Source organism: Streptomyces sp. NPDC005863, assembly GCF_042871345.1.
Classification (GTDB): Bacteria; Actinomycetota; Actinomycetes; order Streptomycetales; family Streptomycetaceae; genus Streptomyces.
In genome coordinates this window covers 88,113-103,332 of the sequence record NZ_JBIAII010000009.1, presented here as the reverse complement: position 1 = coordinate 103,332, position 15,220 = coordinate 88,113, and the positions used below count along the sequence as shown (strand labels likewise).

General features: G+C 72.2%; 13 protein-coding genes. 5 read left to right on the top strand and 8 right to left on the bottom strand.

Features of this window, described 5'->3' with window-relative positions; translation table 11 throughout:
• Positions 1-300: 300 nt before the first annotated feature.
• Together ACFYO9_RS27940 and ACFYO9_RS27935 are read left to right on the top strand one after the other, a co-directional pair.
• Positions 301-1,770, top strand: a complete 1,470-nt coding sequence (locus ACFYO9_RS27940; protein ID WP_355818906.1) for an amino acid permease — start codon at positions 301-303, stop codon at positions 1,768-1,770.
• A 10-nt stretch (positions 1,771-1,780) separates the two neighbouring features.
• A complete protein-coding gene (locus tag ACFYO9_RS27935; RefSeq protein WP_355818903.1) occupies positions 1,781-2,236 on the top strand; it encodes an Lrp/AsnC family transcriptional regulator in 456 nt (151 codons plus the stop codon).
• A gap of 200 nt (positions 2,237-2,436) precedes the next feature.
• Here the strand turns inward: ACFYO9_RS27935 and ACFYO9_RS27930 are convergent, their stop codons facing one another.
• Positions 2,437-3,000 carry a Repetin gene (locus tag ACFYO9_RS27930; RefSeq protein ID WP_388666683.1) on the bottom strand — a complete coding sequence of 188 codons (564 nt, stop codon included), beginning with the start codon at positions 2,998-3,000 and terminating at the stop codon, positions 2,437-2,439.
• Between the two features lie 377 nt (positions 3,001-3,377).
• Between ACFYO9_RS27930 and ACFYO9_RS27925 the strand changes: the two genes are divergently transcribed.
• On the top strand, positions 3,378-4,175 hold the full coding sequence (locus ACFYO9_RS27925) for a carbon-nitrogen hydrolase family protein (protein ID WP_358778259.1): 798 nt from the start codon (positions 3,378-3,380) through the stop codon (positions 4,173-4,175).
• A 56-nt stretch (positions 4,176-4,231) separates the two neighbouring features.
• Entirely contained in the window at positions 4,232-5,941 is a 1,710-nt protein-coding gene (locus ACFYO9_RS27920; RefSeq protein WP_358778258.1) for an NAD(P)/FAD-dependent oxidoreductase, read from the top strand.
• 128 nt (positions 5,942-6,069) lie between these two features.
• Here the strand turns inward: ACFYO9_RS27920 and ACFYO9_RS27915 are convergent, their stop codons facing one another.
• From ACFYO9_RS27915 to ACFYO9_RS27895, 5 genes are all read right to left on the bottom strand, one after another.
• On the bottom strand, positions 6,070-7,002 hold the full coding sequence (locus ACFYO9_RS27915; protein ID WP_358778257.1) for an LLM class F420-dependent oxidoreductase: 933 nt from the start codon (positions 7,000-7,002) through the stop codon (positions 6,070-6,072).
• A 168-nt stretch (positions 7,003-7,170) separates the two neighbouring features.
• Complete coding sequence (locus ACFYO9_RS27910; protein WP_358778256.1) at positions 7,171-7,875, bottom strand: DUF5995 family protein; 705 nt, start codon at positions 7,873-7,875, stop codon at positions 7,171-7,173.
• 35 nt (positions 7,876-7,910) lie between these two features.
• Complete coding sequence (locus tag ACFYO9_RS27905; RefSeq protein ID WP_358778255.1) at positions 7,911-9,113, bottom strand: Cmx/CmrA family chloramphenicol efflux MFS transporter; 1,203 nt, start codon at positions 9,111-9,113, stop codon at positions 7,911-7,913.
• Positions 9,114-9,333: 220 nt separating this feature from the next.
• The gene (locus tag ACFYO9_RS27900) at positions 9,334-10,728 is read right to left on the bottom strand and encodes a solute carrier family 23 protein (RefSeq protein WP_358713836.1); all 1,395 of its coding nucleotides are present in this window, start codon (positions 10,726-10,728) and stop codon (positions 9,334-9,336) included.
• A 112-nt stretch (positions 10,729-10,840) separates the two neighbouring features.
• Positions 10,841-12,052, bottom strand: a complete 1,212-nt coding sequence (locus ACFYO9_RS27895; RefSeq protein WP_355818881.1) for an MFS transporter — start codon at positions 12,050-12,052, stop codon at positions 10,841-10,843.
• Positions 12,053-12,145: 93 nt separating this feature from the next.
• Between ACFYO9_RS27895 and ACFYO9_RS27890 the strand changes: the two genes are divergently transcribed.
• Positions 12,146-13,321 (top strand): ROK family transcriptional regulator, encoded by a 1,176-nt coding sequence (locus ACFYO9_RS27890; protein ID WP_358778254.1) that lies wholly within the window; start codon positions 12,146-12,148, stop codon positions 13,319-13,321.
• Between the two features lie 197 nt (positions 13,322-13,518).
• Here the strand turns inward: ACFYO9_RS27890 and ACFYO9_RS27885 are convergent, their stop codons facing one another.
• Positions 13,519-14,265: an NAD(P)H-binding protein gene (locus tag ACFYO9_RS27885; protein ID WP_355819373.1), complete on the bottom strand. Its 747-nt coding sequence runs from the start codon at positions 14,263-14,265 to the stop codon at positions 13,519-13,521.
• Positions 14,265-15,188, bottom strand: coding sequence for an RNA polymerase sigma-70 factor (locus ACFYO9_RS27880; RefSeq protein ID WP_358778253.1), 924 nt, complete (start codon positions 15,186-15,188; stop codon positions 14,265-14,267). The genes ACFYO9_RS27885 and ACFYO9_RS27880 overlap by 1 nt, the downstream gene beginning before the upstream one ends.
• Positions 15,189-15,220 lie beyond the last annotated feature (32 nt).

The window sequence follows — 15,220 nt, the reverse complement described above, 5'->3', positions numbered from 1 at the left end:
CTTTTGGCCGCCGCCGCACAGCTTCCCCACGGGGGCTGCGCGGCGGCGGCCAACGTCGTTTGGGGCCGTCGTGCGCAACGGACGAAACGGACGGCGCAACGAAGTGACGTATATGACCGAAGTGCGCAATGATCATCTGGCGTTGCGCAAGGTTGCTGCATTACGGTCGGGAAGGCGCGGACTCTAGAGTCTGCGCTGTACGTGGTGTGGCGGGGACTGCCTGCTCGGTGGTTCCCGTCTCCTAGCGCGGGTGCCATGAGTCCTCGCCGCCCTGACCGGCAGCGATGAAGGAGCCAGCGCGTGCTCGACCAAGGCGCACCCCCGCAGAACCGCCCGAGCCCGCCGGGCGCCCCCGGCCTCGGCAGCCGCCTCATGCGGCGCAAGCCGGTCGAAAGCCTGGTCGCGGAGGGTGGCCACGGCGAGGGTGGCTCACTGCGACGCACCCTCGGCATGTGGCAGCTGACCATGATCAGCATCGGTGCCACGCTCGGCACCGGCATTTTCGTCGTCCTCGGCGAAAGCGTCCCCAAGGCCGGTCCCGCCGTCACGATCTCCTTCGTGATCGCCGGACTCACCGCCCTCTTCTCGGCCCTCTCCTACGCCGAGCTGGCGGGCACCATCCCGGTCGCCGGCTCCTCCTACTCGTACGCGTACGCAACGATGGGCGAACTCATCGCCTGGGTGTGCGGCTGGTGCCTGGTCCTGGAGTACGGCGTGTCGGTCGCCGCGGTCGCGGTCGGCTGGGGCGAGTACCTCAACGAACTGCTCGACGGAACCATCGGCGTCACCATCCCCGACGCGCTCTCCGCGGCGCCCGGTGAGGCGAGCGGCGCCATCATCAACCTGCCGGGCCTCATCGTCGTGCTGCTCGCCATGGTCTTCCTGCTCGGCGGCGCCAAGGAGTCGGCGCGCGCCAACACGATCATGGTCATCGTGAAGATCGTCGCCCTGGTGCTCTTCTGCACCATCGGCTTCATGGGTTTCAAGTCCGGCAACTACTCCGACTTCATGCCGCTCGGCATGGCCGGCGTCAGCGCCGCGGGAGCGAGCCTCTTCTTCTCCTACATCGGCTTCGACGCCGCCTCCACCGCCGGTGAGGAGGCGAAGAACCCGCAGCGCGACCTGCCCCGCGCGATCATGCTCTCGCTGATCATCGTCACGGCGCTCTACGTCCTGGTCGCGGCCGTCGCCGTCGGCGCCTGGAACTGGAAGGACTTCGAGGGCTCCGAGGCCACGCTCGCCGCGATCATGAACGACGTCACCGGGCAGAGCGTGTGGGGCACGATCCTCGCCGCCGGCGCGGTCATCTCCATCGCCTCCGTCGTCCTCACCGTGCTCTACGGCCAGACCCGCGTGCTGTTCGCCATGTCCCGCGACGGCCTGGTCCCCAAGGCGTTCGGCAAGGTCAGCAAGAGCACCGGGACGCCCCGCGTGAACACGGTCATCGTCTCGCTGTTCTGCGGCGCGCTGGCCTCCGTCATCCCGCTCGGCAAGCTCGTCGACGCCACCAGCATCGGCACGCTCTTCGCCTTCGGCCTGGTCAACATCGCGGTGATCGTGCTGCGCCGGACCCGTCCGGACATGCCGCGCACCTTCCGGGTGCCGCTCGGCTTCCTCTTCCCGGTGCTCGGCTTCGGGTTCTGCGCGTACAACATGTTCAGCCTCGACTCCGTCACCTGGGTCGTGTTCGGTGTCTGGATGGCCGTCGGCCTCGTGTTCTACTTCCTGTACGGCATGAGCCGCTCCCGATTGGCCACAGCAGAGAAGTGATCCACCCCCCGTGCGACTGAACGATCTCGACGAACGCATCGTGCACGCCCTCGCCGAGGACGCCCGCCGTTCCTACGCCGACATCGGCCAGCTGGTCGGACTCTCCGCGCCCGCCGTGAAGCGGCGCGTGGACCGGCTGCGGGCCACCGGGGCCATCACCGGGTTCACCGTACGGGTGGACCCGGCGGCCCTGGGGTGGGAGACCGAGGGGTTCATCGAGATCTACTGCCGCAGGAACACCTCGCCGGAGGCGATCCAGCGGGGCCTCGAGCGGTATCCCGAGGTGTCGTCCGCGTCCACCGTCACGGGGGACGCGGACGCGATCGTCCAGGTCTTCGCCGCGGACATGCGGCATTTCGAGCGGGTGCTCGAGCGGATCGCCGGGGAGCCGTTCGTGGAGCGGACGAAGTCCGTGCTGGTGCTTTCGCCGCTCATGCGGAGGTTTTCTTCGGGGTCCCCGACGTAGGCCTTCGGCTTGGTGCGGGTTTTTTTGCGCCGTTCCCCGCGCCCCTTTGGTGGTGGGTTTCGCCCTCCTTTCTTCGTGCGGGGCCGGTTGTGGCTGGTTGCGCAGTTCCCCGCGCCCCTTGAGGGTGGGTTTCGCCCTCCTTTTTCGTGCGGGTGGGCTTGTGGCTGGTCGCGCAGTTCCTCGCGCCCCTGGGATGGGGGTCAGGGTTGGGTGGGGTAGGGGACCTTCCAGGGGAGTACGTGGTAGTCGCCTGTGCCTGCGCGGACCTTTTCGAAGGGGGCCGCGCTTGCGCACTTGGCCAGGGTGTCGGGCTGGTCGGGGGTGCCGCCGTGGGCCGCCCAGCTGTAGCCGACGCGGTCCTGGCCGCCCGTGTCGTGGACCGTGAAGCCGATCCGCTTGCCCTTGATGTCCGGCATGTCGATGTCGCTGCCGCTGTCGGTGACGACTCCGGTGACCGTGGCCACCTTGCCGCCCGTCACCAGACAGTCGACGCGGCCCTCGGCCCAGGCCCCCTTGCCGCCCGGCTTGTCCAGGTGGACGAAGCGGAAGGTGCCGGTCGCCTTCGTCGGGTCCTTCTTGTCCTTCATCGCCAGGTGCGCGTCGAAGGTGAAGGTCACGTCCTCCGCGGTCTTGCGGTAGAGCTTCGCGCTCCCGGTGAGGGCGGCGGCCTCGGCCTTCGCGGTCTCGCGGGGGAGCGGGGGAGCCCCCGCGTCGGCCGATGCCACCGCCGCCCCCGCGGCTCCGGCGCAGATCAGCAGGGCCATGCCGAGGGCGATGACGCGGCGGTCGGTGATGCGGATACGTGCGGTGCGGCTCACGGGGAGCCTCCGTCCGGGATGCCGTTCACCCGGTCCTTCCGGGCGGAATCACCGTCTCGCGACGGGGCACCCCGGCGCGTCGGACCGGGGGAGGTTCCGCCTCCGCCGTGCGGCGGGGAACCCCCCGGCCTCCGTCAGCCCGGCGGCGGACGCCGCAGCGGCGCCGACACCGCGCCCGCCGCGCAACGAATCGCCGCCCCGGGCGCCGCACGCGCAACAGATCGCCCAGGAGCCCGCAACGGTCGCACCTTGTCGGGGCAAGGCCGCCGACCGTACCGTCATAGCGACCCCGCTTCCCCCTCCGTACGCCTTGAGGATCCGCCATGCCTGCGCTGCGCACCGCCCTGCTCCAGAGCTCCGGGCGCCTCGGGTCCGTCGACGAGAACCTCGCGTCGCTGGACGGGGCCGCCGCACGGGCCGCCGCGGCGGGCGCGGGCCTGCTCGTGGCGCCCGAGCTGTACCTCACCGGGTACGCGATCGGCGACGACATCGCCCGGCTCGCCGAGCCCATCGACGGGGCCTCCGCCAAGGCCGTCGCCGAGATCGCCGCGCGCCACGGGGTCGGCGTCGCCTACGGCTACCCGGAGCGCGAGGGCGCTCGCGTCTTCAACTCCGTCCAGCTGATCGGCCCGGACGGGGCCACCCTCGCCAACTACCGCAAGACCCACCTCTTCGGCGGCTTCGAGCGCGACGCCTTCACCCCCGGTGAACAGACCGTCGTCCAGGCCGAGTTGGGGGGCATCCGGGTCGGCCTCATGATCTGCTACGACGTGGAGTTCCCGGAGAACGTCCGCGCGCACGCCCTCGCCGGCACCGACCTGCTGGTGGTCCCCACCGCGCAGATGCACCCCTTCCAGTTCGTCGCCGAGTCCGTCGTGCCGGTCCGCGCCTTCGAGAGCCAGATGTACGTCGCGTACGTCAACCGGGTCGGCCCCGAGGGCGAGTTCGAGTTCGTCGGGCTCTCCACGCTCGCCGGGCCCGACGGCGTGGCCCGCGCCCGCGCCGGCCGCGGCGAGGAGCTCGTGTTCGGCGACGTCGACCCCGTGTTCCTGGCCGCCTCCCGCGAGAACAACCCCTACCTCCGCGACCGCCGCCCCGGCCTGTACGCGTCCCTCGGCTGACCCCGCCCCAGCCTCCCCGCCCTGTCCTTCAGTTCCGTGCAAGGAGTCCGTACCCCATGACGTCCACGGTGCCCACCGCCGTCCAGCACACCGACGCGCAGCCGCCGATCACCATGTTCGGTCCGGACTTCCCGTACGCGTACGACGACTTCCTCGCGCACCCCGCGGGCCTCGGTCAGATACCCGCGACCGAGCACGGCACCGAGGTCGCCGTCATCGGCGGCGGTCTCTCCGGCATCGTCGCCGCGTACGAACTGATGAAGATGGGCCTCAAGCCCGTCGTCTACGAGGCCGACCAGATCGGCGGTCGGCTGCGGACGGTCGGCTTCGAGGGCTGCTCCACCCCTGGTGAAGAAGGAGCCCTCACCGCCGAGATGGGCGCGATGCGCTTCCCGCCGTCCTCCACGGCGCTGCAGCACTACATCGACCTGGTGGGCCTGAAGACCCAGCCGTTCCCCAACCCGCTCGCCGAGTCGACCCCCTCCACGGTCGTCGACCTCAAGGGCGAGTCGCACTACGCCGAGACCATCGCCGACCTGCCGCAGGTCTACCGCGACGTGGCGAAGGCGTGGGGCGACTGCCTGGAGGAGGGCGCGGACTTCTCCGACATGAACCGCGCCCTGCGCGAGCGCGACGTGCCCAAGATCCGCGAGATCTGGTCCCAGCTCGTCGAGAAGCTCGACAACCAGACCTTCTACGGCTTCCTCTGCGACTCCGCGGCGTTCAAGTCCTTCCGGCACCGCGAGATCTTCGGCCAGGTCGGCTTCGGCACCGGCGGCTGGGACACCGACTTCCCGAACTCCATCCTGGAGATCCTGCGCGTCGTCTACACCGAGGCCGACGACCACCACCGCGGCATCGTCGGCGGCAGCCAGCAGCTGCCCCTGCGCATGTGGGACCGCGAGCCGGAGAAGATCGTGCACTGGGCGCCCGGTACGTCCCTGAGCTCGCTGCACGAGGGCGGCGTGCCGAAGCCCGCCGTGACCCGCCTCGACCGCACCGCGGGCAACCGCGTCACCGTCACGGACTCCTCGGGCGACATCCGCACCTACCAGGCGGCGATCTTCACCGCCCAGTCCTGGATGCTGCTCTCGAAGATCGCCTGCGACGACACGCTCTTCCCCATCGACCACTGGACGGCGATGGAGCGGACCCACTACATGGAGTCCTCCAAGCTCTTCGTCCCGGTCGATCGGCCCTTCTGGCTGGACAAGGATGAGGAGACCGGGCGTGACGTCATGTCGATGACGCTCACCGACCGGATGACGCGCGGCACCTACCTGCTCGACGACGGACCGGACAAGCCCGCCGTCATCTGCCTCTCCTACACCTGGTGCGACGACAGCCTGAAGTGGCTGCCGCTGTCGGCGAACGAGCGCATGGAGGTCATGCTCAAGTCGCTCGGCGAGATCTACCCGAAGGTCGACATCAGGAAGCACATCATCGGCAACCCGGTGACCGTCTCCTGGGAGAACGAGCCCTACTTCATGGGCGCGTTCAAGGCCAACCTGCCGGGCCACTACCGCTACCAGCGGCGCCTGTTCACCCACTTCATGCAGGACCGCCTGCCCGCGGACAAGCGGGGGATCTTCCTCGCCGGGGACGACATCTCCTGGACGGCGGGGTGGGCCGAGGGCGCGGTGCAGACCGCGCTGAACGCGGTGTGGGGCGTCATGCACCACTTCGGGGGTGCGACCGATGCGAGCAACCCCGGGCCCGGGGATGTGTACGACGAGATCGCTCCCGTCGAGTTGCCCGAGGACTGACGGCGCCGTTTCGGGTGCGGCGTGGGGGACTGCCGGGCCGTCGTGGCCGGTCGCGCCCACGCGGCGGAGCCGCAAATGTCACAGCCCCGCGCCCCTGAGGCCTGCCCCTGCGGGGGCGGCCCCAGGTCCTATACCCCCGCCGCCCTCGCCGCCTCGTACACCTCCGCCGCCACGTCCGTCAGCTCCGCCGCGTCCCTCGTGCTGCCCGCCAGTTCGACGAGGATCTCGTCCACCGCACCCGTGGAGGCGTGTGCTTCGAGGTCCTCGACGATCTGGGCGACGTTGCCCCGGAAGGGGGCGCGCTTGTCGCCCTCGTACGCGGTCGGCGTGTACCGGGCGTTGGCCCGCAGGACGCTCTGGACCGGCCTCGTGCGGCCCCGCTCGGCGGCCAGTTCCTTGATGTTCTGCGCCTGCTCGGCCAGCTGTTCCGCGCCCGCGCCCACCGGCATCCAGCCGTCGGCGCGGTCCACCAGCCTGCGCAGGGCGCGCGGGCTGTTCGCGGGGAGCAGGATCGGGATGGGCCGGGCCGGTTTGGGGCCGACCTCGCAGGGCGCGATGGTGGTCAGCTCCCCTTCGTACGCCACCGGGTCCGGGCCCCACACCGCGTGGCACACGTCGATCAGCTCGTCCAGGACCTTGCCGCGCCGCTCGAACGGGGCGACGGAGGCCGCCGCGTACTCGTCGTGGGACCAGCCCGTGCCGAGCCCCGCGACCAGCCGGCCGCCGCTCGCCGCGTCCAACGAGGCCAGCGAGCGGGCGAGTTGGAACGGCACGTGCAGCGGCGCGACGAGCACGCTGGTGCCGATGCGGGCGCGCTCGGTGGCCGCGGCGGCGAGCGTCAGGGTGATCAGCGGATCGGCGACCGAGCGGTAGCTATCGGGCCAGGGCAGGCCCGGGATCCCGTACAGCCCCTGGGTGGCAGGCTCGGGGTAGAGGATCCGCTCGAAGACCCACAGGCTCTCGTAGCCGATGTCCTCGGCGGCCCGGGCCACCGCGGGGACGTCACGGCCGATGTCGTACTGCCTGCCCTGCGGGAGACTCAGTCCGAGTCGGATCGCCATGCCGGTGCTCCTTCGCGTCGGGGACGGTGCGTTCCACGTACAACGATCGTGCGGTTCAACGTACAACGACCGCCCGGGAGTTACCCGGAAACCGGCACGGGGCTGGCCGAAACGGCACCTTCCGGAGCGGCCGAGGGGATCTGCCGAGGAGACCTGCCGCGGGCCCCGTCAGTCCGGCAGCGGCGTCAGCAGGATCCGCCCCACCAGACCCACCGCCCCGTCGAGCCGCTCCCCGAACTCCGCGGCGACACCCGGCAGATCGCGCAGCGCCCACAGCGCCCGCGCGGAGGCCCACGCACCGTCCCTGGCCCGCTCCAGGCTCCACGAGCCGGCCAGATGCGTGAGCGGGTCGCCGACCTGGAGGAGGTCGGGGCCGGGCATCAGCTCCTCCCGGATGTGCTCCTCCAGGGCCACGAGTACGTCACCCACGCGGTCGAACTCGTCCTCCAGATCGGCCGGTTCGCAGCCGAGCGACCGGCAGGCGTCCACGAGCGCCAGCGCCAGATCGTGCCCGATGTGCGCGTTGATGCCCGCGAGCGCGAACTGCAGGGGGCGCACACCGGGATGGCGGCGGTACTGGAACAGCGGACGCCAGCAGGCGGGCGGGCGGCGCCCCTCGGCCGCCGCGTCGACGGCGGCGAAATAGCGCTCGGCGAAGCAGACGTCCAGGGCCACCGCCGAGCGTGCGTCGGCGAACACGCCGTGCCCCAGGTGCCGGGCGACCTCCTCGGTCACCGCGAGGTAGACGCGGTTGAAGACGGCCACCCCGTCCCGCGGCGGCCAGTCGTCGCCGAGCGCCCGCATCCGTGCCACCACGCCGTCGACCCCGTACGAGGGGGTCCCCAACTCCGCGAACCGCTCCCACTGCGCCATGGGGGCAGGGTCCCAGCCCCGGGCCCGGCGGGACGTCAGCGCACCGGGGGCTTCCCCGAAACGAGGGAACGTCCGGCGATGTCGCGGGCGGGGGAGCGGCGGCGCAGGCCCGTCGCGACCGCCCCGGTGACCAGGGCGAGGGTCACGAGGAGCGCGCTGAGCCAGAGCGGCGAGCGGTAGCCGAGCCCCGCCGAGATCGCCAGGCCGCCGAGCCACGGACCCACCGCGCCGCCCACGTTGAAGGCGGCCGTGGCAAAGGCGCCGGACAGGTGGGGCGCCTCGGCCGCCGCGTACAGCGCCTGCGAGATGAGCGTGGAGCCGACACCGAAGGACAGCGCGCCCTGGACCGGGACCAGGACGAGCGCCGCCACCGGGTGCGCGGCGGTCAGCGCGAACAGGGCCCAGCCGGTGAGCAGCGCGAGCGCCCCGGCGACCAGCAGCGGCACGGGCCGCACGTCGGCGACGCGGCCGCTCACGGTGACGCCCACGAAGGAGCCGAGGCCGAACAGGGCGAGCACCGCGGGCACCCACGCCGTGCCGAGCCCGGTGACGTCGGTGACCAGGGGCGCCAGATAGGTGAACGAGCAGAACGTGGCGCCGTTCACCAGCGCGCCGAGCAGCAGCGTCACCGAGAGGCGCGGGGAGCGCAGGGCCCGCAGCTCACCGAGGACGCCGGGCCCCGCGGGGTCCGGGCGGCCGGCGGGCACCGCGCGGGCGACGGCGAACACGGCGGGCAGCGAGATCAGGGCGACGGCCCAGAACGCCGAGCGCCAGCCCCACACCTCGCCGAGCAGCGCCCCCGCGGGCACGCCCGCGACACAGGCGACGGTCACGCCGCCGAGGAGCGTGGACGTGGCGCGGCCCTTGGCGTCCGGCGCCACCAGGTCGGTGGCCGTGACCAGGGCGACGGCGAGGAATCCCGCGTTGGCGAGGGCGCCGGCGATCCGGGTGGCGAGCAGCACCGCGAAACTCGTGGTGAGCGCGCCGACGACGTGCGCGAGCAGGAAGACGGTGAGGAAGGCGAGCAGCGCGCTCCGGCGGGCGAAGCGGCGGCTCACGGCGGCCATCAGGGGCGCGCCGACGACCATTCCGATGGCGAACGCCGAGGTCAGATGGCCGGCGGTGGGGATGGACACGCCGAGATCGCGCGCGATGTCCGGGACGAGGCCGGACAGCATGAACTCGGAGGTGCCTTGCGCGAACACGGCAAGGGCGAGCAGATGGAGGACAAAGGGCACAGCGGAACTCCGCAACCATGGTGTGGATCAAGGGATCGGGACACGGTGCGGTGGTCCGGTGGTGACGGTGCCGGGGTCGCGGACGGCCGCCGAGCGGCGGCGAGAACGTCAGCGCGAGCGCACGAGAAGCCACCGGACGACCGGTGGCGGGAGTCTGTCGGACTCGGGGCTGGACATGATGCGCACCTTAGGCAGCGGGCGCGCACCACGTCCAGCGAATTCAGCGCTCCTTGGGCGCGGCGCCCTCGTCGTCGTACGCCGAGGTGCCCGAATCCAGCAGTGGTTCCTGGGACTTGAGGTGCGCCGGGGCGAAGGCGCGCAGCACGTGGTAGCCGGTGATGACGACGATCGTGCCGAGCGCGATGCCGCTCAGCTCGAAGTTGTCGCTGATCTTCAGGGAGACGCCGCCGACGCCGATGATGATGCCCGCGGCGGCCGGAACCAGGTTGAGCGGATTGCGCAGGTCGACCTTGGCGTTGATCCAGATCTGGGCGCCGAGCAGGCCGATCATGCCGTACAGGATGACGGTGATGCCGCCGAGGACGCCGCCCGGGATCGCGGCGACGACCGCGCCGAACTTGGGGCAGAGCCCGAAGAGCAGGGCGAAGCAGGCCGCGGCCCAGTAGGCGGCCGTGGAGTAGACGCGGGTCGCGGCCATCACGCCGATGTTCTCGGAGTACGTGGTGTTGGGCGGGCCGCCGACCGCGGTGGAGAGCATGGAGGCGGCGCCGTCGGCGGAGATCGCCGTGCCGAGCTTGTCGTCGAGGTTGTCGCCGGTCATCTCGCCGACGGCCTTCACATGGCCCGCGTTCTCCGCGACCAGCGCGATGACGACGGGCAGCGCCACGAGGATCGCCGACCACTCGAAGCTCGGCGCGTGGAAGGACGGCAGGCCGACCCAGTCGGCCTTGCCGACGGCGGACAGGTCAAGCCGCCAGTGGTCGACGACCTTGCCCGAGGCGTCCGCCGAGTGGATCTTCCCGAAGACCTGGTCGAAGAGCCACGAAATGCCGTAGCCGAAGATCAGCCCGAGGAAGATCGCGACGCGCGACCAGAAGCCGCGCAGACACACCACGGCCAGACCGGTGAAGAGCATCACCAGGAGCGCCGTCCACTGGTCCTGCGGCCAGTACGTCGACGCCGTCACCGGCGCGAGGTTGAAGCCGATCAGCATGACGACCGCGCCGGTCACGATCGGCGGCATCGCGGCGTGGATGATCCGCGCCCCGAACTTCCGCACCGCGAGACCGACCAGGAAGAGCGCGGCCCCGACGACGAGGACCGCGCCGGTCACCGTCGCGCTGGAGCCGCCCTGCGCACGGATGACCGCGGCGACGCCCACGAAGGAGAGCGAGCAGCCCAGGTAGCTGGGCACCCGGCCGCGGGTGGCGAGCAGGAAGATGACGGTCGCGACGCCCGACATCATGATGGCCAGATTCGGGTCGAGGCCCATCAGCACGGGGGCCACGAACGATGCGCCGAACATCGCGACCACGTGCTGCGCGCCGAGTCCGAAGGTGCGGGGCCAGGAGAGCCGCTCGTCGGGGCGGACGACGGCGCCCGGGGCGGGGGTGCGGCCGTCGCCGTGCAGTTTCCAGCGCACGCCGAGATCCATGGTGAGAGTCGCTTTCTGTGCGCCGAGCCGGGCCCCGCCGCATGGCTGGATGGCCCGAAATGATCGACGCCATGTTAATGCGACGTGAGTACGGCTTCGCTCCCGCGCGGCGTCAGCTCCGCGGGCCGGGCGCCGCCGCGTCCGCGGGACTGGCCTGCGCCGCCGTGCGGCCGTCCGTGCGCAGCACGCCCGCGAAGACGGTCAGGCCGCAGGCGAGCAGCGTCACCAGACCGAACGAGACCACCAGGCTCGTCGCGTCCGCCAGCGTGCCGATCGCGGACGGGGCGATCAGACCCGAGGTGTACGTGATGGTGGCGACACCCGCGATGGCCTGGCTCGGGTTGGGCCCGCTGCGCCCGGCCGCGGCGAAGGCGAGCGGCACCACGACCGCGATGCCGAGGCCGAGGAGCGCGAAGCCGCCCATCGCCATCACCGGGTGGGTCGCGAACACCACGAGGAGGCCGCCGAGGACCGCGAGTCCTCCGCCGCACCGCACCGTGCGCACCGCGCCGAACCGGTTCACCACGGCGTCGCCGGCGAGCCGCGCCACGGCCATGGTGAGCGTGAACCCGGTGGTGCACGCGGCGGCGGCACCGGCCGATGTGTCGAGCACGTCCCGCAGATAGACCGCCGACCAGTCCAGGCTCGCGCCCTCCGCGAAGACCGCGCAGAAGCCGACCGCGCCGATCAGCAGCGCCGCCTTGGGCGGCAGCGAGAACCGCGGCGGCGCCTCCTCCTCGGGCTCCGCCTGCAGATCGAGGACCTGCTGGCAGGCGACGAGTCCCAGCGCGGTGAGCACCGCGGCGGCGAGTACGTGGTGCAGGCGGGCGTCGGAGCCCAGGTGCGCGGCGACGGTCCCGCCCGCGGAGCCGATCAGGGCGCCGACGCTCCACATGCCGTGCAGACCCGACATGATCGATTTCCGCATCAGCGTCTCGGTCTCGACGCCGATCGCGTTCATCGTCACGTCCGACATGCCCGAGGCCGCGCCGTACACGAAGAGGGCCAGGCAGAGCGTGAGCAGGTTGGGCGCGAGCGAGGGCAGGATCAGGACCGTGGTCCACAGCGCGAGCAGCACGCGCAGCGCGTTGCGGGCGCCGAAGCGGTGGCTGATCCGGCTCGCCAGCGGCATCGCGAGGGAGGCGCCGATCGCAGGGAAGGCGAGGGCGAGGCCGAGCGTGCCCGCGCCGACCGAGGCGTGCTCCTGGATCCAGGGCACCCGGGTCGCGAAGGAGCCGGTGACCGCGCCGTGCACACAGAACACGGATGCGACGGCGATCCGGGCCCGCCCCAACCGGTGCTTGTCGTAGACCACTTCACTCATGTGCCCGCCCTCCCGAGTGCTGCCCGCTTCGGCGACGTAAACTATCAGGAACCCTGCCTGATAAATAGAAGGTTTCTGTGGGAGGATCCGGCCATGCCTGTCTCGCCTGCCTCACCGAGTACCGCCCGGGCCATCAACGACCGGCTCGCGCTGGGCCTCCTGCAGAGCGAGGGCCCCCTGACGGCGAACGAGTTGAAGCAGCTCACCGGCCTGTCCCGGCCCTCGGTCGCCGACCTCGTCGAGCGGCTCCAGGGCTCCGGGCTCATCACGGTCGTCGGGGAGGCCGGCGCCCAGCGGCGCGGCCCGAACGCCCGGCTCTACGGCATAGTCGCCGACCGCGCCCACCTCGCCGCCCTCGACGTGCGCACCGACAGCGTCTCCGTCGTCGTGACCGACCTGCTCGGCGCGGTGCTCGCCGAGGCCTCCGCCCCCATCGGCGGCGACACCGGCACCGGGCCCGCCGTCGAGCGCGCCGTCGCCCTCGTCGAGCGCGCGGCCCGCGAGGGCGGCGTCCAGCGGCTGCACACCGTCGGCATCGGCGCCCCCGGCCTCATCGACCCCGCCACCGGCGACCTGCACGACACATCCGCGCTGCCCGCCTGGCACCGCCGCCTCTCCGGCGCCCTCCAGGAACGGCTCGGCGTACGCGTCCTGGTGGAGAACGAGACCAACCTCGCGGCCCGCGCCGAGCGGCGCGACGGTGCCGCGCACGACCGGGACACCTTCGTGCTGCTCTGGCTCGGCGACGGCGTGGGCGCGGCCGTCGTCCTCGACGGCGTGCTGCGCCGCGGCGCCTCCGGGGGCGCCGGCGAGATCGGCTTCCTGCCGGTGCCCGGCACCGCCTCCCTGCCGTCCGCCACCGGCTGCGAGGGCGGCTTCCACTCGCTGGCCTGCGCCGCCGCGCTGCGCGAACTCGGTGCGGAACACGGCCTGTTGCAGCCCGACATGACCGCCGCCGAGCTGCTGCGGCACGCGGTGGAGAGCGACGAGAGCGGCTTCCTGGACGCCGTCGCGGACCGGGTCGCGGTCGGTGCGGCCGCGGTGTCCTCGATCCTCGACCCCGGCTGTGTCGTCCTGGGCGGCGAGGTGGGCCGGGCGGGCGGCGCCGCGCTCGCCGACCGGGTCGCGGACCGCGTCACCGCCATGTCGCCCCTGCACACCGAGGTGCGCGCCGGGATCCTCGGCGGCGCGGCGGTGCTGCGGGGCGCGCTGCTCGCCGCGCGGGACGCGGCGCAGGACGACGTCTTCGGGCCGCGCCCGGGGCGCTGAGAGCCCGTCCTTGCGGCCGGGCGCCCACCGCCCGCCCAGGGCCTTTCATTTGGATCAGGCCGGGCTCGCGGGGTTTGGCACGCGCGCTCGCGGCGTTGTCGTCGGTCGCCATGGCTCCGCCATGCCTCCCTCCTCCGCCTTGCGATCGCAAGCACCGGACCCCGCTCCCTGATCCGGCCTGATCCAAACGAAAGACCCTAGCGCCGTGCCCCCGACCGCACCGCCAGGTACTCCTCGAAGGTGCCCTTGCCCACGGCCCGGTCCGGTGCCAGATGGCCGCCCGCCCGCGCCGCGCGGTAGGTGGCGCCCGCCAGCCGCACCGGCAGCAGCCGGCGCCGCTTGCCGCTCGCCCGCAGATAGGCGCGGGCCAGGTCGGGGAAGGTGCGGACCTCGGGCCCGCCCATGTCGTCGACCCGCCCGGCCGGCTCCGCAGCAGCCAACTCCGCAAGCCGGGCCGCCACTTCGGCGACCTCGATGGGCTGATCGCTGACCCCGGCGGGCAGCACCATGACGGGCAGCTTCGCCGAGGCCTCCATGATCCGCAGGACCAGATCGTGGAACTGCGTGGTCCGCAGCACCGTCCAGCCGAGCCCGGACTCCTCGATCAGCCGCTCCACGGCCAGCTTCGACCGGTAGTAGCCGAGCGGCACCCGGTCGATGCCGACGATCGAGATGTAGACCAGATGCGCCACCCCGGCCCGGCGCGCCGCCGCGATCAGGTTCCGTGCGGCCTGTTCGTCACCGCCGCGCACGGTGGTCGCGCAGTGCACGACCACGTCCACGCCCGCCAGCGCCGCGTCCAGGCCCGCGCCGTCGCGCAGGTCGACCGCGTAGGGCCGGGTGTGCCGGCTGAGCACCCGCACCTCGTGCCCGTCCGCCCGCAGCCGTCCGGTCACGAGACGGCCGAGGGTGCCGGTGCCGCCGGTCACCAGGATCGTGCGCATCACAAAGCTCCTTCGCCGTGCGGGGCGCCGTCGGCGCGGGCCAACTGACGCTCCACGAACACCAGCTTGTCCGGGTTCACGACCGAACGTACCCCGGTCACCCGCCCGTCGCCGCCCTCGAACGCGGCGATGGCCGTAATCCGCCCCGCCGCGCGCAGCACCAGCGCGGGCGCGCCGTTGACCTCGGCGTACGAGATGTCCGACGCGGCCTTGACCTTGCCCATGACGCCGAGAAGGAACCGCAGTACGTTCTCCCGCCCGAGGATCGGCGTGCGGGTCGCGGCCGCCTTGCCGCCGCCGTCGCCCCACCACGTCACGTCCGTGGCCAGTATCCGCTCAAGGCGCGCCACATCCCCCTCGCGGGCCGCGGCGATGAACGACTCGACGAACCGCCGGCGCAGCTCGTGCCCCGGCTCGAAGCGGGGCCGCGCCTCGGTGACCGCGCGGGCCGCCCTGCGGTTCAGCTGGCGGCAGTTGGCCTCGGTCGTGCCGAGGACGCCCGCGATGTCCCGGTGGCTGTACGCGAACGCTTCCCGCAGCACGTACACCGCACGCTCCTTGGGGGTGAGGCGCTCCAGGAGGACGAGCAGGGCCATCGACACGGCGTCCCGCTGCTCGGCCGACTCCAGCGGCCCGAGCGTGCCGCCTGAGGTGATCACCGGTTCCGGCAGCCAGGTCCCCACGTACTGCTCGCGCCGGGCGCGGGCCGAGGTCAGCCGGGTCAGACAGAGGTTGGTGACGGTCTTGGCCAGCCAGGCGGAGGGCAGCGCGATGTCCTCGCGCCGCGCCGCGTTCCAGCGCAGATACGCGTCCTGCACGGCGTCCTCCGCCTCCTGCGCGGAGCCCAGTATCCGGTAGGCCAGGCCGAACATCCGGGGGCGGTGGGTCTCGAACTCCTCGGCCAGTGCCGTCGCGGTGCTCACGCCCTCAGGGTGCCAAATCCCGTGGACGTGAG